This window comes from Streptococcus sp. 2020WUSS089, from assembly GCF_044427405.1.
GTDB lineage: Bacteria > Bacillota > Bacilli > Lactobacillales > Streptococcaceae > Streptococcus > Streptococcus hashimotonensis.
On record NZ_JAOTGD010000003.1, the window covers coordinates 123,594 to 147,169 of the forward strand.

The 23,576-nt window shown below is 41.0% G+C and carries 25 protein-coding genes; 22 read left to right on the plus strand and 3 right to left on the minus strand.

All coding sequences use genetic code 11. The features are described 5' to 3' along the window. The first annotated feature begins 12 nt into the window (after nt 1-12). The 7 genes from ODU46_RS04215 to ODU46_RS04245 all read left to right on the plus strand — a co-directional run bounded on the left by ODU46_RS04215 (nt 13) and on the right by ODU46_RS04245 (nt 7,591). A complete protein-coding gene (locus ODU46_RS04215; RefSeq protein WP_398579291.1) occupies nt 13-1,494 on the plus strand; it encodes an ABC transporter substrate-binding protein in 1,482 nt (493 codons plus the stop codon). Nucleotides 1,495-1,622: 128 nt separating this feature from the next. Then, entirely contained in the window at nt 1,623-2,228 is a 606-nt protein-coding gene (locus ODU46_RS04220; RefSeq protein WP_398579292.1) for a DUF624 domain-containing protein, read from the plus strand. Further along, a complete protein-coding gene (locus tag ODU46_RS04225) occupies nt 2,225-3,874 on the plus strand; it encodes a sensor histidine kinase (RefSeq protein WP_398579293.1) in 1,650 nt (549 codons plus the stop codon). Before ODU46_RS04220 ends, ODU46_RS04225 begins: the two co-directional genes overlap by 4 nt. Further along, nucleotides 3,864-5,156: a response regulator transcription factor gene (locus tag ODU46_RS04230; protein ID WP_336372287.1), complete on the plus strand. Its 1,293-nt coding sequence runs from the start codon at nt 3,864-3,866 to the stop codon at nt 5,154-5,156. The genes ODU46_RS04225 and ODU46_RS04230 overlap by 11 nt, the downstream gene beginning before the upstream one ends. A gap of 12 nt (nt 5,157-5,168) precedes the next feature. Next, entirely contained in the window at nt 5,169-6,029 is an 861-nt protein-coding gene (locus ODU46_RS04235) for a helix-turn-helix domain-containing protein (RefSeq protein WP_398579294.1), read from the plus strand. Between the two features lie 234 nt (nt 6,030-6,263). Further along, a complete protein-coding gene (locus ODU46_RS04240; RefSeq protein WP_002938838.1) occupies nt 6,264-7,394 on the plus strand; it encodes an ABC transporter ATP-binding protein in 1,131 nt (376 codons plus the stop codon). Nucleotides 7,395-7,462: 68 nt separating this feature from the next. Further along, the gene (locus ODU46_RS04245; RefSeq protein WP_301183330.1) at nt 7,463-7,591 is read left to right on the plus strand and encodes a hypothetical protein; all 129 of its coding nucleotides are present in this window, start codon (nt 7,463-7,465) and stop codon (nt 7,589-7,591) included. Between the two features lie 17 nt (nt 7,592-7,608). On the opposite strand, the gene ODU46_RS04250 is transcribed toward ODU46_RS04245, so the two are convergent. From ODU46_RS04250 to ODU46_RS04260, 3 genes are all read right to left on the minus strand, one after another. Further along, entirely contained in the window at nt 7,609-8,196 is a 588-nt protein-coding gene (locus tag ODU46_RS04250; RefSeq protein WP_024406511.1) for a cadmium resistance transporter, read from the minus strand. 88 nt (nt 8,197-8,284) lie between these two features. After that, entirely contained in the window at nt 8,285-9,265 is a 981-nt protein-coding gene (locus tag ODU46_RS04255; RefSeq protein ID WP_114866832.1) for an aromatic acid exporter family protein, read from the minus strand. A 70-nt stretch (nt 9,266-9,335) separates the two neighbouring features. Beyond that, nucleotides 9,336-9,725: a DUF1761 domain-containing protein gene (locus tag ODU46_RS04260; protein ID WP_105115890.1), complete on the minus strand. Its 390-nt coding sequence runs from the start codon at nt 9,723-9,725 to the stop codon at nt 9,336-9,338. A 193-nt stretch (nt 9,726-9,918) separates the two neighbouring features. Between ODU46_RS04260 and ODU46_RS04265 the strand changes: the two genes are divergently transcribed. The 15 genes from ODU46_RS04265 to ODU46_RS04335 all read left to right on the plus strand — a co-directional run bounded on the left by ODU46_RS04265 (nt 9,919) and on the right by ODU46_RS04335 (nt 22,873). After that, nucleotides 9,919-11,136, plus strand: coding sequence for a PASTA domain-containing protein (locus ODU46_RS04265; RefSeq protein ID WP_114866831.1), 1,218 nt, complete (start codon nt 9,919-9,921; stop codon nt 11,134-11,136). Nucleotides 11,137-11,191: 55 nt separating this feature from the next. Beyond that, nucleotides 11,192-11,920, plus strand: coding sequence for a 23S rRNA (guanosine(2251)-2'-O)-methyltransferase RlmB (gene rlmB / locus ODU46_RS04270; protein WP_105256073.1), 729 nt, complete (start codon nt 11,192-11,194; stop codon nt 11,918-11,920). Then, nucleotides 11,921-12,442 carry an NYN domain-containing protein gene (locus ODU46_RS04275; protein WP_114866829.1) on the plus strand — a complete coding sequence of 174 codons (522 nt, stop codon included), beginning with the start codon at nt 11,921-11,923 and terminating at the stop codon, nt 12,440-12,442. Next, complete coding sequence (locus ODU46_RS04280; protein WP_136627944.1) at nt 12,439-13,302, plus strand: DegV family protein; 864 nt, start codon at nt 12,439-12,441, stop codon at nt 13,300-13,302. Before ODU46_RS04275 ends, ODU46_RS04280 begins: the two co-directional genes overlap by 4 nt. An 86-nt stretch (nt 13,303-13,388) precedes the next feature. After that, a complete protein-coding gene (locus ODU46_RS04285) occupies nt 13,389-13,559 on the plus strand; it encodes a hypothetical protein (protein WP_161947366.1) in 171 nt (56 codons plus the stop codon). A gap of 40 nt (nt 13,560-13,599) precedes the next feature. Beyond that, nucleotides 13,600-14,106: a GNAT family N-acetyltransferase gene (locus ODU46_RS04290; RefSeq protein WP_161947365.1), complete on the plus strand. Its 507-nt coding sequence runs from the start codon at nt 13,600-13,602 to the stop codon at nt 14,104-14,106. Between the two features lie 205 nt (nt 14,107-14,311). Continuing rightward, nucleotides 14,312-14,758, plus strand: a complete 447-nt coding sequence (rplM, locus tag ODU46_RS04295) for a 50S ribosomal protein L13 (protein ID WP_002876943.1) — start codon at nt 14,312-14,314, stop codon at nt 14,756-14,758. Nucleotides 14,759-14,777: 19 nt separating this feature from the next. Next, on the plus strand, nt 14,778-15,170 hold the full coding sequence (rpsI, locus tag ODU46_RS04300) for a 30S ribosomal protein S9 (RefSeq protein WP_002942223.1): 393 nt from the start codon (nt 14,778-14,780) through the stop codon (nt 15,168-15,170). A 266-nt stretch (nt 15,171-15,436) separates the two neighbouring features. Next, a complete protein-coding gene (locus ODU46_RS04305) occupies nt 15,437-15,889 on the plus strand; it encodes a pyridoxamine 5'-phosphate oxidase family protein (protein ID WP_029187364.1) in 453 nt (150 codons plus the stop codon). 130 nt (nt 15,890-16,019) lie between these two features. Beyond that, entirely contained in the window at nt 16,020-17,201 is a 1,182-nt protein-coding gene (locus ODU46_RS04310; RefSeq protein ID WP_105256092.1) for a glycosyltransferase, read from the plus strand. Between the two features lie 104 nt (nt 17,202-17,305). Then, a complete protein-coding gene (locus ODU46_RS04315) occupies nt 17,306-18,268 on the plus strand; it encodes a polysaccharide pyruvyl transferase family protein (RefSeq protein ID WP_105256093.1) in 963 nt (320 codons plus the stop codon). Between the two features lie 91 nt (nt 18,269-18,359). Then, nucleotides 18,360-19,238 carry a glycosyltransferase family 2 protein gene (locus ODU46_RS04320; protein WP_044772091.1) on the plus strand — a complete coding sequence of 293 codons (879 nt, stop codon included), beginning with the start codon at nt 18,360-18,362 and terminating at the stop codon, nt 19,236-19,238. Further along, a complete protein-coding gene (locus ODU46_RS04325; RefSeq protein WP_192872297.1) occupies nt 19,238-20,230 on the plus strand; it encodes a sugar transferase in 993 nt (330 codons plus the stop codon). The genes ODU46_RS04320 and ODU46_RS04325 overlap by 1 nt, the downstream gene beginning before the upstream one ends. A gap of 6 nt (nt 20,231-20,236) precedes the next feature. Continuing rightward, nucleotides 20,237-21,982, plus strand: coding sequence for an SP_1767 family glycosyltransferase (locus ODU46_RS04330; RefSeq protein ID WP_398579295.1), 1,746 nt, complete (start codon nt 20,237-20,239; stop codon nt 21,980-21,982). Further along, nucleotides 21,983-22,873 (plus strand): glycosyltransferase family 2 protein, encoded by an 891-nt coding sequence (locus ODU46_RS04335; protein WP_105119015.1) that lies wholly within the window; start codon nt 21,983-21,985, stop codon nt 22,871-22,873. Nucleotides 22,874-23,576: the final 703 nt, after the last annotated feature.

A 23,576-nucleotide genomic window follows, 5' to 3' on the forward strand; every position in this document is an offset into this window, starting at 1 on the left:
AGGAACAGCCAAATGAAAACATGGAAAAAATTTGCCTACTCCTGCGTGACACTTGCGTCCGCAGCTGCCCTTGCCGCTTGTGGTAGTCTGACTGGAAATAAGACCGCATCAAGTAGCGCTACAACAGAAGATGGATTGACAAACATCCTCATGTATCAAATCGGAGACGCACCGAAAAACATCGATGTTCTTTTGGAAAATGCCAATAAGATTATCGAAAAAGAAGCAGGTGCCCATCTAGACATCAAGTATATCTCATGGGGTGACTATAAGGATAAAATGGCCATTATTACCTCATCTGGTGAGGAATATGATATTGCCTTTGCAGACAACTATATTATCAATGCGCAAAAAGGAGCTTATGCTGATTTAACAGAACTTTACAAGAAAGAAGGCAAGGCTCTCTATGACATTATTGACCCTGCCTACATCAAAGGAAATACCATCGACGGAAAAATCTACGCAGTCCCTGTCATCGGTAACGTAGCTAGTCAACAGATGCTTTCCTTCAACCAAGACATGGTTGATAAGTATGGTTTTGACATTTCTAAAGTAGATAGCTACGATGATGTGGAAAGCATGTTAGCAACCATCAAAGAAAAAGAAGCAGATGTGACACCATTTGCCTGGGTGAAATCTAGCAAACCATCAACAGACGGTTTGGAATATCCCGCTGGAAATGAGTTACCATTTGCTATCGACTTGAAAGGCGACACTACAAAAGTGGTAAACCCATTTGAAGTTGACCGCCACATGAATAACCTTCGTACCATTCACAAATACTATAAGGCTGGCTACATTATGGCAGATGCAGCGACTACTGACGCAACCTTCTCGCTTGATGTAGCAAACTGGTTTGTTCGTGAAGAAACACAAGGACCAGCTGACTTTGGCGATAGCCTCCTTTCAACAGTTGCAGGCTATAAGATTACTTCTAAACCAATCACATCTGCCTATAAGACAAGCGGCTCTACCCAAGTAGCAAACTTTGTCATTTCAAAAACATCTAAGAACAAAGAAAAAGCTATGGAAGTATTGACTCTTATCAATACAAATCCAGAATTGCTGAACGGCTTGGTATTTGGTCCAGAGGGCGTCAACTGGGAAAAAGACCCAAGTGCTGAAAATCGTATCAAGTTGCTGGATGGTTACAAAGGCGATACTCGTATGTCAGCTTGGAACACAGGTAACAGCCAAATTCTGTACATCACTGACAAGGTAACAGATGAAGATGTGAAAAAAGCAGAAGCATTGCTGGCAGGTGCAGAAGAGTCTCCGCTTCTTGGCTTCAACTTCAATGCTGATGCAGTTAAGACTGAAATTACAAGTATCCAAAATATCATGAGCCAATATGCAGCAAGTATCAATACTGGTACTGTGGATCCTGATGTTGCTGTTCCAGAAATGCTGAAAAAATTGGAAGCAGAAGAATCCTACAAAAAAGTAAAAGAAGAAATGCAAAAACAATACGATGCGTTTTTAGCAAATAAATAATTCGATACAGGTGATGAAGTGTGAAAAGAGGTTGGGTTCAACATCCAACCTTTTCGCATTTGTTTTATGTTAATATATACAAAAAGCACCGATTTTTGATAAAATAGATAAAAAAGGAGGAATATACAATGTTAGGGTGGGTAGACAGGCTTTTTACTCTTCTTTTCTTCCTCATGAAATTGAGTGCCATCTATTTGGTTCTTCTATTGCTAGGAGGCGTAGTGCTGGGCATTTCACCAGCAAATGGAACGATACTTTACCTCTACGATAACTATCATATAGATGCATCTAAGTACCATTTTCGAGAGGCGTTTGGCTATTTTAAAGAGCATTTTATTCGGCTTAACCTTGGCCTCGGTCTTGTCCTCTTATTGATTGGTCTTTTATTTAGCGGCATTTGGCTCCTGATTCAATTGCCCCAGACCTGGTGGATGCCAGCAGTTCTTATTACAAATGCTTTTGGTCTTTTCTATGTTTTTGCGCTCTATGCTCTCTTTTTAAAACTTCAAGTACATTTTGAATTTAGTCTAACAACAGGCTTACAGTTGGCGGCTGTCTCGCTTTTTCTTGATTGGAAAGCCCTGGTCAAATTTTTGTTAGGCAGTCTCGTCTGTGGGTTCATGCTATTCAAACTTCCCTTGATTTTATTCTTCTTACTACCGGTCTTATGGCTCTTATTTCTCTATGATGCCTTTGATCCAGTGTACAAGCAAGTTGACAAGGATTACTTATGAAAAAAGTTTTAATTCATACTCTTTTGAAAAGTTATTCTTTATTAGTGATTGGGATTGTCATTTTCTTTGCCAGTATTCTTTCCTACATCAGCTGGTATCAGTATGACACCAATCGCATCCGCATTCAACAGGAAGTAGCAGATGGTCTAAAAGAGGAGTTGGATTATTATCAAGGACGGGTTGGGAATTATCTAGCAGACTACATTACGGACAGGGATCGTCTAGACAGTCTTTATCACTATTTTCAATTATCTCCTTCTCAGTACCAGGTCTGGTTACTGAGTCACCCTCACCTGATGGTCAAACGGATTTCTTTGCAGGATTCTGTTCGCACTCTTTATCTCTATTATCCCTTCGTAGAAGGAGTCGATATTGCTCCGATGGATGCAAATACTGTCTTTGTTTCTACCTCTGACTTAAAGTCTGGTAAAAAGGTCACGGCCGAAAATTACAAGGCTCCGCAACATAGTATCTCGATGACCTTATTTTCTCCGTCGACAACAGAAGGTATTGCGACCATCTATGTCACCATCGATGCGGATTTGCTCGAACAGTATATCCAACGTAAGACGGATCTCCCCATGATTGTTAGAGTTCAAGATTCTCTAGATCGGGAATTTTATAGTCTGCGACCAGATGTTGCCTCGCCTCCGCTCTCCTATCGAATGAGTGGGGATTTGCAAATTGCAGTTGGAGTTGACCAGCAACATGCTATTGAAAAAGTTGGCAGCCTAGTCGGAATCATTTTTCTAGGAAGTAGCTGCCTCGTTGCTCTTTTACTACTGGTCCTGAGAAGGGTGTTTAGACGATATGAAGTCCAAGTGCTGGACATTGTTGATACCATGCAACAGATTCGTGGCGAAGACAGGCATCTTCGTCTACAGACGGACAATAAAGAGCAGGAAATGTATCTCATTTCATCAGAAATCAATCAGATGCTGGATGCTATGGACCAGAGTATTCAAGACATCTATCGCTTGCAGTTGGCTCAGAAAGATGCCAATATGCGAGCCTTACAAGCCCAAATTAACCCCCATTTTCTCTACAATACCTTGGAATTTTTCCGTATGTATGCAGTCAGCAAGCAGATGGATGAGCTAGGGGATATGATTTATGAATTTTCAAGCTTGCTTCGCAGTAGTGTGACCCAGGCAAAAATGACAACGGTGGCAGAAGAACTTTCATTTTGCGAAAAACATAGCTACATTTGTCAAATCCGCTATCCTCGTTCCATTGCCTATGCCTATCAAATGGATCCTGGGTGCGAAAGGGTTGAAATTCCTCGTTTTGTAATCCAGCCTCTGGTAGAAAATTATTTTGTCCATGGAGTAGACCTCAAACGAAAAGACAATGCGCTTAGTGTCAAAGCTCTCAAGCATGGACAGGATATGGAAATTCTCATCAGAGATAATGGTAAGGGAATGGACGCAGAAACCCTAGAAGCCTACAAACACCTCTTGGCAAGTCGAGAACTGTCGCAAGAAAATCGGTCACAATCAATCGGATTACGAAACGTTCACGAGCGGTTACTTCTCTATTTTGGAGACCGTTACCAGATAGAATTAGATTCTAAAGAAGGGGAAGGGGTGACCTATTCAATCTTATTTGAAGGTGTCTTCCCCCGAGGAGATGAGCATGATGCATAAGATGTTAGTAGTTGATGACGAATATATGATTTTGGAAGGGATGAAGCATCTTCTCCCTTATCATGAATACAATGTCGAGATTGTTTATACGGCAGAGAACGCCGAAGAAGCGCTGGATTATTTTTCACAGCATACTGTGGACCTTGTCCTAACCGATGTCAGCATGCCAGATATGACAGGCCTAGAAATGGTTCGACGAATGAAAGAACAATCGCCTGATACCCACATTATCATCATGTCAGGCTTTCAAGAATTCGAATATGCCCGTAAAGCTATCTCCCTCGGGGCAATGGATTATCTCCTTAAGCCCATCAATAAACAAGAACTGGCTAAGCTGCTCCAACAGCTACCAATGTTGAAGAAAGAGACAGATAGGGAATATATCAAGGGCTTCTTGGCAGGAACCCTGACAGCGAGTGAGTTATTAAGTCACTCCCAGAAAACATGGTTTGCCGCTAAAGAGACACCAAACCCAATGGGCTACTGTCGTGAAAAAAATATTTTACATCAAGTCTACTATTTTCAGTTGACAGAAAGTCGACCAGAGGGTAGTCTATATACAGAAGAAGTTACCCCGACGATGACCATACGGCAGTTGATTGACAAGGTAGAGAGGCGCTTATTTTATAGGCAACTATCAGAAGATTTAACGGCTACTACCACAGAACTCTATAAAGATATGGAACCGCTTCTACGTGCAGGAAGATTGGCAAAAATCGTTGATGTTTTACCACATTTGGCTGATAAATTGCGAGAAACCACTCCGGCAGTCTACCTAACAAAACAATTTTTTAATCAGATGATGTCGGATGTGTTTTACTATTTTAATGAAGAAGACCATCAGCGCTTAGAAGATTTCTATGTAAAGGTAGAAGCTAGTCGAGATTTACATCAACTAATGGAGTATTTTTGTCATTATCTGAAAAAATTTTCCGAGAGTTCCACTTACAGTCCTCATGTACAGGAAGTTGTTACGATTGTTCGTGAACGCTTTGCAGAGGAACTGTCTTTGAAAGATATGAGTGCCCATCTCTACCTAAATACGGTTTACCTAGGTCAACTTATCAAAAAAGAGACTGGGCATACTTTTGCAGAATTGCTCAATCATCAGCGAATCAAGGTAGCACAGCAGCTTCTTTTGAACAGTCAGTTGGGAATCGAAGAAATTTGTTTTCAAGTTGGTTACACGAATGTGGGCTACTTCTATAAGATTTTTAAACGCATTTGTGGGGAATCTCCCAAAAATTACCGACAGAAAATCGGTCAATTACAGACAGAATGAGATGGAGGCGAGATGAGCAAAGGGGAAGAATTGCAACACCTATTTCCAAAAGGAAGGCTTGTATTTGAAAAGACAGAAAACGGAGCAAGTATCCAGTTGCCTCTGGCTGATCATACTTGGTTTTCCGTCGATCGCAAGGATTTGACAGATCGAGAAATCGAACTGATTGACTTGCTGATGAATGACTCGAGCGCAGAACAAGGTCATCCTTGGGGACGCTATTTCCAAGGGGGAGGTCCTCTTCCACAAACCTTGGAAAAACTACAGGTTATTCATGCTCATGTAGGCCACGTATCCGATGAAGATGGAAAGGTAGCCTGGCTTGATATGATGGCCAAACTCCTCCCCAATCTCCAAGGCTACTATACAGGCAATGGACAGGATTACCTGTTCATTCTACATCAGGCACCTCTTTTTGATGTCAAAGAAATACTGCGTGACACCCTTGCTACCATGGAGTTCGATTTTGGTCTGAGAATTACATTGTTTTTAGGGCAAATCTGGCCAGCCAAATTGGTACACTCTTGGCCACAATTAATCGAAGCTGAACAATCCCTTTTTCACCATTGGCGAAGCAGCCACCACCAATCACGGTTGCTTAACTTCGGTCAGCTCTATCTTTGGGCAGGTCAACTCCACCCCGTTTTGAGAGAAGGACTTGCTAGTTTGATTGCCCACCAGCAGCTAGAAAAGGAAATTGTAGCTCTTTGGCAAGAAGGTGCGGTCATAACCAAGGCAGCCCAGTCTCTCTATATCCATCGAAATACGTTGCAGTATCGCTTGGACAAATGGTTTGATTGGACGGGATTACAGCTCAAGGAATTGACGGATTTAGCAGTTTGCTACATGGTTATCATGGATTTAAGTATCTAATAGGAGCTAATGATGAGAAAAGCGTTGTAGCCTTTGAGAATGCCCCCATCACTTCGTCCCTTTTCTTCTGAAAATCCCAGAGGGCTCATTGAATTTTTGAAAAGTAGACTATTTCAGTAACACAGTCTTTTGTGCAACTTGTACAAAAGATTGTGTTCTTTTTGTTCACCTTGACCTAGAAAAATAAAACGCTTTCATTTACAATAAAACTATCAAAGAAAGTGAGGCTTGAACATGGTTCAACTTAATTTAAAAAATATTTATAAAAAATATCCAAATAGCGAGCATTATTCCGTTGAAAACTTTAATCTAGATATTAAAGATAAAGAGTTTATTGTTTTCGTAGGTCCTTCAGGATGCGGTAAATCAACTACTCTTCGTATGATTGCTGGATTGGAAGATATTACAGAAGGTGAAGCTTACATCGACGGCGTGTTGATGAACGATGTGGCACCAAAAGACCGTGATATTGCCATGGTATTCCAGAACTATGCCCTTTATCCACACATGACTGTATTTGACAACATGGCTTTCGGTTTGAAATTGCGTAAATACAGCAAGGATGAAATCAAAAAACGTGTGGAAGAAGCAGCACAAATTCTAGGTTTGACTGAATTCTTGCAACGTAAACCTGCTGACCTTTCTGGTGGTCAACGCCAACGTGTTGCCATGGGTCGTGCTATTGTCCGTGATGCAAAAGTATTCTTGATGGATGAGCCTTTGTCAAACTTGGATGCCAAATTGCGTGTATCCATGCGTACAGAGATTGCTAAAATCCACCGCCGTATTGGTGCAACAACGATCTACGTAACGCACGACCAAACAGAAGCTATGACCTTGGCTGACCGCATTGTTATCATGTCTGCGACTAAGAATGAAGCAGGTACAGGTACAATCGGTCGTATCGAACAAATTGGTAGCCCAGAAGAGCTTTACAATAAACCTGTAAACAAATTTGTTGCCAGCTTCATCGGTAGTCCTGCAATGAACTTCTTTACAGTGACTCTTCAAGAGGGTGTGCTTGTTGGAGATGGTTTCAAAGTAGATCTTCCAGAAGGTCGTCGCAAGCACTTGGAAGAAAAAGGCTACAATGGTAAATCATTTACATTGGGTATCCGTCCAGAAGACATTAAAGCTTCACAATTGGAGTTGGACACTTATCCATCTTCTATCGTGGAAGCAGAAGTTGTCGTTTCAGAGCTTCTTGGTGCGGAAACCATGCTCTACTCTAAAGTAGGAAATACAGAATTTGTATCTCGTGTAGATGCGCGTGATTACCACAATCCAGGAGACAAGGTTCGCTTGACCTTCAACCTCAACAAAGCTCATTTCTTTGATGATGAAACAGATCAAGCCATTGTTTAATCTTTTATAATTTGTTCATAAAACACCTGACCGTCAGATGAAAATCTGGCGGTTTTTGGCTAGGGAAGGTGTCCGCAAAGGAGGAATTTATCATTGCAGTCGCAGGGAATACGGTCATGATGGGCTTGTCTTTCTTGCATTTGCACAATCAAGTATTGGATGAATTTCATGGGAAAATAGAAGAACCGTCGGTTTAAACTGACGGTTCTTTTTCTTATGTTAGTAATTGCAGTAGGTAGGTCATTGTTCCGAATTCGAATAAAATGTAGATTCCTAATATGATAAAAATGGTTGGAAGAATCATTTTTTCATATTTTTCTATGAATTCAGAAATGCTATGGAGACTCCCAAATTTTTCTGCTAGGTAGCAAATGGCGACTGTCTCTAGCAAGATCAGGCCAGCAGTTAAGAGCGTTTCTAAGGTACTTAAAGTTGTAAAATAGGGTGTGAATATTCCTAAATTATCTACTCCCGATGCTAATGAAATAAAAATGATAGACAGTAGTCCGATTTTGCTATCAGGAATCTCTGTTTCTGCTTCGTTTTCAAAAAGGATTCTAACCCCTAGTAGAATAGGGACGAAGCCGAGCAGACCAAGGATCCAGTCAGCTAGAAAAACATTGGCAACTTGGCTAAGGGTCGAACTTAAGAGAATGAGTATAAAACTAGCAAGTAGTTGTCCAAAATAGATTGTGCGTCTTTCACCTGGTTTTTTTGCCTGTGAAAATAAAAGGAATAAAATTAGGAAATAATCGATACTTGTTGAAATACCGAGAATCAGTGCATAAGTAATAATAGTCATGGTCCCTCCGTATAATATAGTAGTCATAGATATTTATTTACAGAGGCACATCAATTTTGAAAGATAGAAGTAAAAATTGCGATTCATTTTAATTTCCTTTTTCACTACCCTCATCTTCATCTTTATAAACCTCATAAAAGTCAACCTTGAGGCGAATAAAGGCTTCCATGTCGTGTAGGAGTTGGAAGAGGGTGGCACGGGTTTCAAATTCTTCTCGGGTTTGTGGCAGGGGTCGCTCGCGGAAGGTGGCATGGAAGAGTTCGATGTCCAGGAGCAGTTCCTTGGCGGAGTTTTCTCGGCTCAGTTGTTGGGCTGCTCGCTCGAAGAGGCTGGACAGGATGACATTTTCTCTGCCTTCTAGCAAACATTTGTTGATATTTCCTGCCATGGTCCGCAGGATTTTGTTTTGTGCAGCTCGCATTTCAAAGTAATGGACCTGGTAGTTGGTCTGTTGGAAGAGCTGGTTGTGGCGGTCTAGATAGACGACTTTGAGGGCCTCTTCCAAGGTCTTATCCAGCTGCGTAATCAATTCTGCCTCGTTTCGTCCGTCGCCGTTGAGCAGAAAGGCTTCAAAGCGGAGGAGAATCTGCTTGAGCAGGTCTTCGACTTGGTCGTGGTAGGCCTCGATTTTCTTTTCTTGCGAGGGCATATAGAGGTTAAACAAGAGTGCCAGTCCTGCCCCAATCAGAAAAAGCGCCAGCTCATTTCCTAAAAAAATCAGCGAAATATCTTGCTCTAGCAAGAGGTGGGTGACGAGGACGGTTGAGGGGGCGATGCCAGCCTCCCAGTTGAATCTGTAGGCTAGAGGGACGTAGAGTGTCAGGTAAATGCCTAGGGTCCAGATGCCAAAGCCAAAGAGGGCGAAGGTCAGGACGGCTATGGTCAGGGCCAGGAGGGTGGAAAAGAGGCGGTTGCGGGCCATTTTGAAGCTGGACTTGCGGGTGTCGAGGACGCTGAGAATGGCGATGATGCCAGCTGCCGTCGCATAGGACAAACCCAGGGCGGTCGCTAGGTAAATAGCCAGTACGGTAGCAAATATCAGTTTAATCGTTCGGAGGGAGAGGGACATGGGGGCTCCTTTGGTCTTAGTCTTCTTTTTATTGTACCATAAAACCCTCCTAAGGTTAGGAGGGTTGACTTTATGCAAACAAGGCAATGATTCCGACTACCAAATAGCAGACCAGTTTGTAGCTTTCGTTGATGAGGATGAGTTTAAGAGGGCGTTGCTCAAAGACGTAGTTCTTCAATGAAGCAAGCACGGCAATCACGCCCATGCCACCAGCTGCGTGGAGTGGTGAAACATCAAGGGTCTTGATGAAGAAAATCGCCACAACAGCAGTCAAAACTTCAATCGCTAAGGAAATCATCATTTCCTTCTGGCCATTTTTCCCAGCCTGACGGTCAGCTTCTACCTTGGCCATGTCAATGCCAGAGGCTTCAATCCAAGCATCACGGAAAATCAAACCATACCACAAACCACCAATAGCAAAGGCAATCAGCCCTGCCACAATTCCCAAAATAAGTGTCATAAAATCTCCTTTTTGTGTCCGTTTGTACGGACAAATGATAGACGTTAGAATATCATAGGCTTTACTATTTGTCAAAAGTTAGATTGAAACGGGGTGAAAATGAGAATTGACAATTTTAGGTGTTATGTTATACTAAAATAAAATAGATTTCGTTTATAGATATCAACCAATATTTTATGAGGAGATGATTGTTATGGATCAATGGATGCGAGATTTTGAAGAGCAGCAGAGACATGATGAGTTGAAACGAAAAATGGATGCTCAAACCTCTGCCATGAACTCTCAGGCAATAGCACTTCACAAACAAAATGACATTTTGCAAAAAGAGCATGAGCGTCAAATTGAAAAAGAGTTTAAGGACAGAATTTTTCAATTACGATTGCATCTAGCACAGGCTACAGATGATAGTCAACGATTTGTACTCCAGCAAATGCTCAGCGAAGCTGAGGAAGATTATGAGGATTATCAAAGAGAGCGAGCTGAGAAACGTTTGGCAGATGCAAAAAGAAGAAAGATTTGGCTTGTCATTTCAAGTGTTGTAGCTGTGTTAGGAATGGCTGGTTTATATTTTGTCTACCAAGATATTTCTCAAGTTACAGTTCCTGAATTATATGGTATTGAGCTATCTGAAGCTAAGGATTTACTGTATGAAGAGGGGTTGAAAGTTGGTACAATAACAGAAGTTGGTGGACAGTCAGTTCAGCCAGGGATGGTTAGTGTATCTTCTCCAAGTAGCGGGAAGAAGGTAAAGCGGGGAAGTGCGGTTAACTTAATTATTGCTAAAAATGTGGATACAAAGGATACTACCGTAGTTGAGGATAGTTCGACTAGTGAGGTAGCAACTAGTAAGACTGCTGGAAGTTCGCAAGCTTCTAGCCAGTCTCAGGTAGGTAGCGCCGTTCAATCGTTTACTGTGGATATTAAAAAACAAGGACTAGTTATTCGTCAGGAACCTAGTTTATCTGGAGAAGTTGTGACCAATATAGAACCTGGAACGTACACGATAGTTGAGACGACTCAAAAGGAAGGACATAGTTGGGGAAGGTTGAAGTCAGGACAGGGCTGGATTTCGTTGACAGATTTGCATAATCCTGTACCGCAGGTTGATACCAAAAACTTAACAACAGATCAGGTAAAAGCTTGGGTCATGGATGATTTGTTTAGTCGTAGCGTCATGATTGAAAAGTATCGGAAAGATCAGGTTGTCATTAGTGTCCGTATGGCTGAAGATGGTCTAGTATATGCAGATGTAACGGTACCATCAGACCCTAATTTTGAGCCACGAAATTGGAGTTATCGGATCAATAGTCGTGGGGAGTTGGAAGCCAGTGAGTATGATACAGATCCGGAACAAGGGGGTGTCAACTGGTATGTTGCCCAACATTATTATCTGGAAAACAGTGTGAACTAAGAAGGCTGAGAAACTCTCGGCTTTTTCCTTTTCCAAAATATGCTATAATACTCTTATGGAACAAAATGATATAGTATATGGCGTACATGCTGTAGTGGAGAGTTTGGAGGCCAACACCGGCAACAAACTCTACATTCAGGATGATTTGCGCGGAAAAAATGTAGAAAAAATCAAGGCACTGGCGGCAGAGAAAAAGGTGTCGATTTCTTGGACGCCGAAGAAGACTCTGTCTGACATGACTGAAGGTGCCGTTCACCAAGGCTTTGTCCTACGAGTCTCTGAGTTTGCCTATGCGGACCTATCGGTGATTTTGGAAAAAGCTGAAGCAGAAGATAATCCTCTCATTCTCATCTTGGACGGGCTGACAGACCCCCACAACTTCGGCTCGATTTTACGGACTGCAGATGCCACTCAGGTAGCAGGCATCGTCATTCCCAAGCACCGAGCAGTTGGCGTGACGCCTGTTGTGGCAAAGACTTCCACAGGTGCGGTGGCCCATGTCCCAATCGCCCGAGTGACCAATCTTAGCCAAACCCTTGATAAGCTCAAGGAGGCTGGTTTCTGGGTATTTGGTACCGATATGAACGGAACCCCAAGCCACAAGTGGAATACAGCTGGTAAACTAGCACTTATTATTGGCAACGAAGGTAAAGGGATTTCCAGCAATATCAAAAAGCAGGTGGATGAGATGATTACCATTCCTATGAAGGGCCATGTCCAATCTCTCAACGCCAGCGTAGCAGCAGCCGTGCTGATGTACGAAGTATTTCGGAAGAAAATCTAAATGAAAGAAAAAGTTCTCATTGTAGATGGCTACAACATGATTGCCTTTTGGCAGGCCACCAAGCAAGATTTTAAAAAGGGAGACTTGGATGCGGCCAGAACGACCTTGCTTCGCACCTTGTCTCACTACGCAGCCTTTGAACAAATCGAGGTGATTTGTGTCTTCGATGCCCACCATGTGCCAGGTCTTCGCCAACAGTATGACGAATTTAAGGTATCGGTCATTTTTACAGAGGAGGAAGAGACGGCAGATAGCTACATCGAACGACTCAGTGCCCAGCTCAATAGTGACCGTGGCAAACAGGTTTCCGTCGCAACCAGCGACCTCAATGAACAATGGGTGGTCTTTTCACAAGGGGCCTTACGGGTTTCGGCGCGTGAGTTAGAGGAGAGAACCAGGGTCATCAAAAAGGACTTGGACAAGTTTGTGGACCAGGTAGAACTCTACACCCCGCGGCTCAATCCCTGGTCAGATGGGAATTTTCAAGCCTTAAAAGAAATGATGGAGGAAATGAAAGAGTGACATTTACAATTGTAACCGATTCGACATCGGATTTGCCAATCAGCTGGGTCCAAGAAAACGATGTGACCGTGCTTGGTTTGACCATTAACCTAGACGGCGTGACTTATGAAACAGTCGGTGAAAACCGCTTGACCTCAGCAGATTTGCTGGAGAAAATGGCTTCTGGCAGTCAACCTACGACCAGTCAGGTCAATGTTGGTCAGTTTGAAGAAGTTTTTGAGGCGGCAGCCAAGGAAGGTCAAGAGGTGCTTTATCTCGCTTTCTCAGCAGCTCTTTCAGGGACCTACCAGAGTGCAGTCATTGCACGAGATATGGTTATGGATCAATATCCAGAAGCAGTCATCACCATTGTTGATACAAAGGCAGCGACCATTGGAGAAGGCTACTTGGTCATGAAGGCCGTTGAGGCGCGTGCTGTGGGTAAGACTTTGGCAGAAACTAAGGCAATCGTAGAAGATTTGGTGCCGCGCCTACGGACCTACCTCTTGGTCGATGACCTTAACCACCTGGTGCGTGGTGGTCGCTTATCGAAAACAGCAGGTCTTATTGGTGGCTTAGTGAATATCAAACCTCTGCTTTCGCTAGATGTAGAAGGGAAACTTGTGCCTATTGCTAAAATCCGTGGTCGTAAAAAAGGAATCAAAGAAATGCTGAACCTGACCTTGGACAACTTGGATCATTCTACAGTCATGGTGGCCTATACAGGTGATATTGAGGCGGCAGAGGGCGTCAAATCTAGTTTATTGGAAGACGACCGTGTTTCTGATGTTCTATTGACAGAATTAGGACCAGTTATTGCCACTCATACAGGGACAGGAGTCCTAGCTATTTTATCAATTGGGACAGAAATGAGAGCCTAGATTCTAAGGGATATTTCTTGCAAAGATGTATTCCTTTTTGTGTGGCAGCGAACTATTGCAGAATAGGACAATCAAAAGGAGATAAGATGTCACTCATCATCAGAAGAGAAGAAGAAAAGGATCAGCGTGCGGTGGAGGAGCAAACACGTGACGCCTTTGGAATGTCTTTCGTCCGTCAGTTTATCTTTTATTACATCGTTAACTCGTTTTGCTGTACTCCAGTACTGTCTGCAACTCGTTGCCTTGTACTAAAGTAAACTGAAGGCCTATTATCTGAGTGCTACTGAGCATCTGATTGTGCATCAATTACGAAAGCAAAAACACGTCATAAAAGACCTCAATCTTGTCGCGGAAGCCGACGGTCAGCTGGTGGGGCATATCCTCTATGTGGCGTCGGAGATTACGGCGGACGGCGCTCGCCTGCCCAGTCTGACCTTTGGTCCCTTTAGCATCTCGCCAGACCAGCAAGGCCGCGGTTACGGTCAGGCACTTTTGGAGTATTCGCTGGCTTTGGCGGAAAATAGCGGAGCAGTCTTGGTGGCCATTACAGGCTCTCCTGATTACTACAGTCGATTTGGTTTTGTCAAGGGTAAGGAGGTCGGCATTCGTTATCAGGCGGACCCAGAAGCTGATTATTTCTTGGTCAAGTTGTTCCGACCAGAAGTTCTGGAAGGCCGGGACTGGTGGTTTACAGATCCGCCGGGTTACACGGTGGATGAATTGGTCTTGGAAGAATTTGATAAGACCTTCCCTTATAAAGAGAAGCTGGTCTTACCTGGACAGCTAGGTCAGTGGGAAAAGTAAACCTGATAAGGCTTTCATTCTCAGCAGCTCTGCTATCTTTCAAAAAATAAAAAAAGTAAAGTAAAATAGCTTGACGGAGACTAGTAGATTTGATAAAATGGTAGACGGTATTGTTTACCCCATTTGAAAGGCCCCGGAACCTTCCAAATACCCGCGGACCGGAACATCCGCCCAGTAAACAAAAACGATTCGTATAGGAGAAATCATGAACAAAACAACATTTATGGCTAAACCAGGCCAAGTTGAACGTAAATGGTATGTAGTAGACGCTACTGATGTACCTCTTGGACGCCTTTCAGCAGTAGTTGCTAGCGTTCTTCGCGGTAAAAACAAACCAACTTTCACACCTCACACTGATACTGGTGACTTCGTTATCGTTATCAACGCTGAGAAAGTGAAATTGACTGGTAAAAAAGCAACTGATAAAATCTACTACACTCACTCAAACCACCCAGGCGGATTGAAATCAATCTCAGCTGGTGAATTGCGTTCTAAAAACGCTGTTCGTTTGATTGAAAAATCAGTTAAAGGTATGCTTCCACACAACACACTTGGTCGTGCACAAGGCATGAAATTGAAAGTGTTTGTAGGTGCTGAGCACACTCACGCTGCACAACAACCAGAAGTACTTGATATTTCAGGTCTTATCTAAGGGAAAGGACGTAATCTAAATGGCACAAGCACAATACACAGGTACTGGTCGTCGTAAAAACGCGGTTGCACGCGTACGTTTGGTCCCAGGTACTGGTAAAATCACAGTAAACAAAAAAGATGTAGAAGAGTACATCCCACACGCTGACCTTCGTTTGGTTATCAACCAACCATTCGCAGTAACTTCAACACAAGGTTCATACGACGTTTTCGTTAACGTGAACGGTGGTGGTTACGGTGGTCAATCAGGTGCGATCCGTCACGGTATCGCGCGTGCATTGCTTCAAGTAGACCCAGACTTCCGCGATTCATTGAAACGCGCAGGCCTTCTTACACGTGACGCTCGTATGGTTGAACGTAAGAAACCAGGTCTTAAGAAAGCACGTAAAGCTAGCCAGTTCTCAAAACGTTAATTATCAGCGATATATCAACGTTTCAAGGCATTCAAGATTTTTATCTTGGGTGTCTTTTTTTGTGGTTTCTACGGGAATGGATTCTATTTATTTTTAGCGGATGTGGTATTTATCATTAATGGCTGTCTATATATATTCTATAATTGGACTGTTAGTAATTAAAATGATATATCTGATATAGGAATATGGTTTTAGATTTATTCATCTTAACTTTCTGCATAGAATTTGCTATAATCTAGGTAGAATTTATGTCAAGGAGGCTACTGATGAAGACGAAAGAAATCATGGGGATTTTGGAAGAGATGAAATTGGGGATTTTTGCAACAGTAGATGAAGCAGGAAATCCCCACGCTCGACCTATTCATATTACTGCTGCGAATGAAGATGGTATCTTCTTTATGACTGGTTCTGAGACTCATTTTTATAGACAGTTAATAGAAGATGGTCGCGTGGCATTGTCGGCCTTGTCTGAAGAAGAGTATCTCATTCAGGTTATTCGGATTGAGGGAAAGGCAAGACTGGCAAGTCAAGAACTGCTGGACAAGGTGTTTTCGGATAATGACTATATTCAACATGTCTATAAAGATGAAGAAAGTCAAAAGACTATGAGGATTTTTCAAATTTATGAAGGAGATGGGTTTTATCATAGTCTAACTCAAGGACATCGCTACTTATTTTCTATTGGAGGCGACAACGAAGGACAAGCAAGAAGTTTATAGAGAACCGTATCTTTAATAGTCTGTGGTAAATTACTCGGTTATTTTATTCTTTTCATGGTATAATGGAATTGTAACATCGGATTTTTATCCCACAAATTAAGAAAGTTGATTGAAGTATCAGGAGAGAAGAATGAATAAGGAAACAAAGGCAATTGTATTGGCAGGAGATTATGGCTATATTCGCTACATCGAGGCAACTATTAAATCAATTTGTTATCATAATGCCAATGTAAAAATTTATCTATTTAACCAGGACATCCCTCAAGAATGGTTTATTTATATCAGAAGACGAATGCGAGAAACTGGAAGTCAGCTAATTGATGTAAAACTTATCGGTACCGGAGTGGAGCTTGGTTGGACATTGCCTAAGAATGGACCTCATATAAATTATATGACGTATGCTCGTTTCTTTATTCCGAAATTTGTTGAAGAAGACAAGGTTCTGTATCTGGATAGTGACTTAGTAGTGACGAGATCATTGGATGAATTATTTGCTAAAGATATTGAAGATTATTATCTTGCTGCTGCAAAGATTGGCTATGGTCTAGAAGAGAGGTTCAATGCAGGAGTTCTGTTGATTAATAACAGACGTTGGAAAGATGAACAAATTATGGAACGCCTGTTGGAGGTAGTAAGTCAAGAACATCAAAACTTGACAGAAGCGGATCAATCTGTCTTGAATATGGTCATTAAAGATCGTTATCTTCTGCTTGAAGATACCTACAATTTCCAAATTGGGACAGATAAATTATTAGAGCAATTTGGCTATAAATTTATTTTTGATATTCCACTTGATCCACTCCCGGCGATTATTCACTATGTTTCACCGGTAAAACCATGGTTGACATATTCAACGAGTCGTTTGAGAGAAGTTTGGTGGCGTTACTCACAACTAGAATGGGCCGATATTTTACATCATCATTCCCAGTTGACGATTTCTGCTGAAAAGAATTTGTTGACTATTTTTGAATTTCCAAAATTGGAGCAGATCGAAAGTTTGGTGCAGTTAGTGCCACATTGTAACTTTCACATTATGGCGTTTACAGACATCGTTCCAGAATTGAAGCGATTAGCAAGCTATGAAAATGTTAAGCTCTATCCACATGTTATGCACTATACAGCGGATCGTTGGATTGATAACTGCGATATGTATTTGGATATTAATCATGGTTCAAAATTTAGGGATATTTTGCAAATGCTTGTAGATCGAAATAAACCTCTATTGACATTCACTGCGACAAAAACAGATGGTTTTGAAGAAGCTGTTTTTGATACGGCAGAAGAAATGGCAGAATTCATAATGAAAAATTAAGAGAACAGGTTGCAAAACCTACTCTCTTTTTTTATGGTCAAATAAATTGGTTTTAGATATTTCTTGTGCTATAATATTGAAAAATTTTTGAAAAGAGAGGGCTTATGACAAAATTTGCTTTATTATGTTATAGTACTGGAAATATTGGTGATGAAATACAGTCGGTTGCAGCCGAGCGTTTTCTACCACAGGTAGACTACTATCTGAATCGTGATTATCTTCATGATTTTATTGCCGACTCTACTGACGAAGAGATAAAGCTAATTATGAATGGTTGGTACAGTCATCATCCACAAAATTTTCCTTTGAAACATCCTCAGATTCATCCTCTGTTGATTTCTATGTATATTGATGGTCCGGTTCAGCCTATTTTTTCTTCGAAAGAAAATGTGGAGTTCTTCCGAAAATTTGGTCCGGTAGGAGCGAGAAGTTATGGGACTAAGGAGTTTTTTGAAAAAATAGGAGTCGAAACTTACTGGTCGGGTTGTTTAACATTGACTCTTCAACGTGAGAAGGATGTTCCGAAACAAGACTTTATATTGGCTGTAGATGTGTCGAACGAAGTTTACGAAAAAATGAAGTCGGAGTCAAAATTGCCAGTAGTACGACTGATGGTAGACGTAGCGCATATCTACATGTCCACAGAACGTCGTATGAAATTGGCGAAGTATTATTTATATTTATATCAGTCGGCAAGATTGGTTGTGACAACTCGTTTGCATGGAACGCTTCCTAGTTTAGCATTGGGAACACCTGTATTAAATATTTCTTTACCTAGCTATGAAGAAGGTCGCTTTAGCGGTCTCAGAGAATTAGTGCATTCTATGACAGAGGAAGAATTTTTAGCTGGAGCTTATGATGTCAATCGTCCGAAAGAAAATCCTGATACTTTTCTGCCAATCAGGGAATCGTTGATAAGAATATGTCGAGAGTATACAGGTTTTTGTTCGGGACAGGGGTATTTAAACGGACAACCAGTAGTTGATTTTTTAAGTGACCCGGATTTGATACAATCATTTGCGACTGGTTTGTGGTCTGCTCATCTAGAACACGGAATTTATCGCTAAGGGGATAGCCTCCTTTTTCTATGAACGTTGCAAATATTTGTTGGGCATGCTATGATAGTTAGTAATAGAATAAAAATTTAGGGGAGCGTTCATGGAAAAAGTCAGTGTAATCGTACCTGTTTACAATGGAGAGAAACATCTGAGACAGTGTGTAGAGTCAATTATGGCTCAAGATTATAAAAATTTAGAGATATTATTGATAAACGATGGTTCCAAAGATGGTTCTGCGCTTATTTGTGAACAGTTAAAGCATCAGGACAGCCGAGTGAGGGTTATTCATAAGCGGCAAAACGAAGGTCTTGGTGCTGCTAGAAATACATCGATTGATGTTGCTACAGGAGAATACATCGTCTTTGTGGATGCAGATGACTGGATAGATCCAAATCATGTTAGTGACCTATATGACTTGATGCAACGGACAGGTAGCGATGTGGCTATTTCAAATTTTACCCAATACTATGAAGATACTGGACGTTATAACCTTCATATTGGGCCAGAAGATTACTATGAGGCAGTATATAGCCCAGAGGAATGGTTTAACTATCAATACGGAGTTGGTCACAATATCAGTCTTTGCTTCACTGTTCCGTGGTCAAAAATGTATAGAAAATCCTTGTTTGAATACATATTGTACCCGACAGATGGTTTTGGTGAAGATGATCGTACAACCTGGAAAACCTATCTCGCTGCCAATAAAATTGCATACATGCATCGCTCAAGTCTAATTTATCGTGTCAATGAAGGTTCTATGACACAAACTGCGGATCAAGCCACAATTTTTTCAACTGTACCTGTTGCAGAACGCTTGGAAGTTTTGGGACTTCTTGGTTTTGATTTATCCAAAGAAATTGCGGCTTTTAAGTGGAGGTCTCAGTTAAATCGCGATAGCAAATTGCGAAGAGGTGATGTAGTAGCCTATAAAAACTTAGAGTATCGAATCCGACTATTAGAAAAATATGGTAAAAAATAATGCGTGTATATATTACAAATTTGAATGGACATGCGGCTTCTAGTACCGCACAAATCTGTCAGAATATGGTCACAGATATTGCGACATCGCTAGGCTATCGTGAAATGGGCATACATGCTTATCGTATGGATGCAGATACACCAGAGGAACTGAGTAAGCGCTTGGATGGGATAGTCGCAGGACTTAGACACGGGGATGTGGTTATTTTTCAAACGCCGACTTGGAATACAACGGCTTTTGACGAAAAGATAATGGCCAAATTACGTGCATATCAGATTAAAATAGTCATCTTCATTCATGATGTTGTTCCGTTGATGTTTGCTGGAAATTACTATCTGATGGACCGTACAATTGCATATTATAATCAAGCGGATGTTGTTGTAGCTCCGAGTCAACAAATGATTGATAATTTAAGACGTCATGGTCTAACTGTAGAAAAAACAATTGTACAGGGAATGTGGGACCATCCAACCAATGTTCCGCAGTTACCAGCAATTTTCAAAAAAGAAATCCATTTTCCAGGGTCTCCAGATAGATTTAGTTTTGTGAAATCTTGGGAGTACGACGTTCAATTGAACTTGTATGCACGTCAGGAAGTAGAGTTGCCTGCAAATGTGAAGCATTTTACCTATCGACCAGATGAGCAATTGTTGATTGAAATGTCAGAAGGTGGATTTGGGCTGGTTTGGATGGATGATCACGATAAAGAGTATCAAAAATTATACTGTCCTTATAAATTAGGTGCGTTTGTTGCTGCAGGGATTCCTGTTATTGTTCAGCGTGGTTTGGCCAATCAAGAAATTGTAGAAAAAAATGGCTTGGGTATGGTTGTAGATAGTCTAGAGGAAGCTGTTGCTCGAATCGAGACTATGTCTGTCGAAGAATATCAAGGAATGGTAGCGAAGGTCCGCTCATTTAGCTCTTTGGTTCGACAAGGCTTCTTTACAAGAAAATTGTTGACAGAAGCGGTGTTTGAAGCGGTATGTAAGTAGGGTATTATGAAAAAATTAGAAGATATTCGGGTGTTGCCCATTTTAGAAAGCCTTGAGTTTATTCAAGAAAATAATGCTTCAGTTGTCCGATTCGGTGATGGTGAAATCGATCTAATTCTAGGGCATAGCATTCCTTATCAGGCTTATGATAAAGAACTGGCTGGAGCATTGAAAGCAATTTTACAGATGCCTAGTAATGAACAGCTGTTGGTGTGCCTACCAGATGTTTTTCAGAATCTTGAGCGCTACAATAGCAATGCTCGTTATTTCTGGAGTAAGCATTTTGAACAGTACCATGCTTTTTACGAAGAAGAATGCCAATCAGAGTGGTATGGTTCGACGTTCCTGTCTCGGCCTTATATTGATCTAGTTGATAAGAGTCACTCTGATAGGTATTTTGCGGCAATCAAAAAATTATGGTCAGGTCGTGATATTCTAATTGTTGAAGGAGAAACATCACGTTCTGGTATGGGAAATGATTTGTTTGAGCAAGCCAAATCTGTTTCACGGATTATTTGCCCGTCAAAAAATGCCTTCTCATCGTATGATCGAATCATTTCCTCTATATTACGTCATGCTGAGGGACGGTTGGTCATCTTGATGTTGGGACCGACTGCTAAACTGCTTTCTTATGATTTGACAAAGCGTGGTTATCAAGCGATAGATTTAGGTCATATTGATTCAGAATATGAATGGTTCCAGATGAAGGCGGAGTCTAAAGTCAAATTGGAACACAAACATACAGCTGAGTTTAATTATGATGAAAATATTGCGGAAGTAGTCGATGAGGAGTATATCAATCAAGTTTTGGAATGGGTTGATGTCCCAGCTAAGTCGTTGATTCATAAAGAGGAGGAAGTAATGGATCAAAGTTTAATCAGCGTGATTGTACCGGTATATAATGTAAAACCATATTTGGCACGTTGTCTCGATTCGCTTCTGAAGCAAACACATACCAATTTTGAACTTCTGTTGGTGAATGATGGCTCGAAGGATGGTTCGGCTTTTATTTTAGAGGAATATGCTAAGAAAGATAGCCGTATTCGTGTGATACATCAAGAGAATATGGGGGTATCTGCTGCTAGGAATCGTGCGATTGATGAAGCAAAAGGCTCTTATATCACCTTTATTGATTCGGATGATTTTGTAGAGGATTTTTACTTAGAGCATCTCTATCAGTCGGCGGTTGCATCGGGTTCTGATATTGCAGCGACAAACTTTTCTTCATTTAATGAAGAAAGACAGAGTTTTCTTTTTTATCATACAAAAGAATCCTACTTCCAGAAAGTGTACTCGGTGCAAGAATGGATGGACTTGGAAGGTGATATGAAAAATAATATGCACCTGGCATTCACTTTTTCACCTTTGAAGTTGTTTAAGCGAGAGTTATTTGGGGATATTCGCTATCCTGTAGGTCGCCTGCGCGAAGACGATGCAACAATTTACAAGTTATACTTGAAAGCTAACCAAATTCATTTTACTAATGAAGGAACCTATTATTATTCTCAGCGAGCGGAGGGATTGTCTAGAACAGCCATGCATGATGATATAGCAACAATGGTTTCCAATGCAGAGGAGCGGATTTCTTTGATGGTTGCACTTGGTTACAATCCGGCCGCACAGATTACATCCTATGTTGAGCGTTTGAAAAAATGTCGTGGTGATGCCCTCTATGCAGGTCAAATTAATCTCTATCGTACAATCTGTTCAAAAATTGATTTGTATGAAGGTTATCAAAAGAGGGAGGACTAGATGGAAAAAGTTTCTGTCATTGTTCCTGTGTATAATGCGGGGCCCTATTTGCGACAGTGTATAGATAGCATTCTTTCGCAAACCTATTCAAATTTTGAATTGATTTTAGTGAACGATGGTTCAACAGATGCGAGTGCAGAAGTTTGTGAAGCTTATCGACAGGCAGATAGTCGTGTGCGACTTATCCACAAAAAACTTGGTGGTGGAGGAGTAGGAGCAGCACGTAATTCGGCCCTTCCATTAATCACGGGTGATTTTGTTCTTTTTGTTGATAATGACGATTGGTTAGAACCGAACCATATAGAAGTGTTGTACCAAGCGTTGAAGGAGACGGAATCGGATATTGCTGTAGTTAATTTTACGCAATTTATGGAAGAGAGAGGGAGTTTTGCTTTTCATGTAACAGAAAAGGACTATTTTCGAGAGGTTTATACTCCTCAAGAATGGTTTACTAGAGAATATGATGGGCGATTTTCCTTTAGTCAGTGTTTTACAGTTCCATGGTGTAAATTATATAAGGCGTCCTTGTTTGAGAATATTAGCTATCCTGAAGATGAAAAAGTTGAGGATGACTATACGACCTGGAAGCTATATTTGATGGCTGATCGGATTGTATTTACCAATACTGCGTTGTACTATCATCGTAAGCGCGAGACTAGTGTGACTAAAACAGTAGAGACGACTTACGTTTTTCCGTTAAAAAGTATCGAAGAGCGAATAACTATTTTGAGTCTGATTGGTTTTGATATAGCCGCAGAGCTGAGAGCTTATCGGTGGAGATTGGATCTTCACAGGGATAGTTTTTTGGCGTCGGGTCATATGCAAGAATATCAAAAATGCCTACAAAAAATAGCCATTCTAAATAAGTATTATAACAAAAACAATATATAGATATAAAGCTGTGTTCAAGAAAAACACAGCTTTATATGTTTATAAAAATAAACTAGAATTGAACAAAGTAGATGAAAACGCTGTAAAACAGGGATTTTTTTGTTTTCATATCTCCTAGTCAGTCAGCGAATCCCTTTCCGAATCAATCTCTGAATCTATCTCCGAGTCAGAATCAACTCCGTCTCGTCACTCTCAAACTCCGCGTAAACAAGATGTGCTGCCAAATACTAGTGAATAATCATCAGCTTGGACAGGAATCCTTGGGGGAGGTCTTCTTCTTGGTAGCTTCTATAAACGTCGGAAGAAAGAAAATGGAGAAACTGAATAATTGTATCTAACTAGAGTTCGTATGCTAGTAGTAAAAATAATAATAAAAGGGAACGGAATAGTTCCCTTTTATTATTGCGATCAATCTTATAAATAAGAGACATACAATTCATGGTAGTTGAATAGTGAGAGGGAAGTGATGGATTAAAAGTAGGGGCTTTCTTTTGATTGACTGCTGGAGTGTTAGTCATACGAAAAGAGTTGTGTTTTTACTGGTGTTAAGAGAAAACTATATTTATCTCGATCTTATTTATAAAAATGTACAAACAAATATATATTTATTACCTAATTATCTGTAAAATGAATTCGATTATATTGAATAATTTGATAAAGTTTTGCGAGGATGTTACGTGTGTATTGTACTTAAAAAAACAAT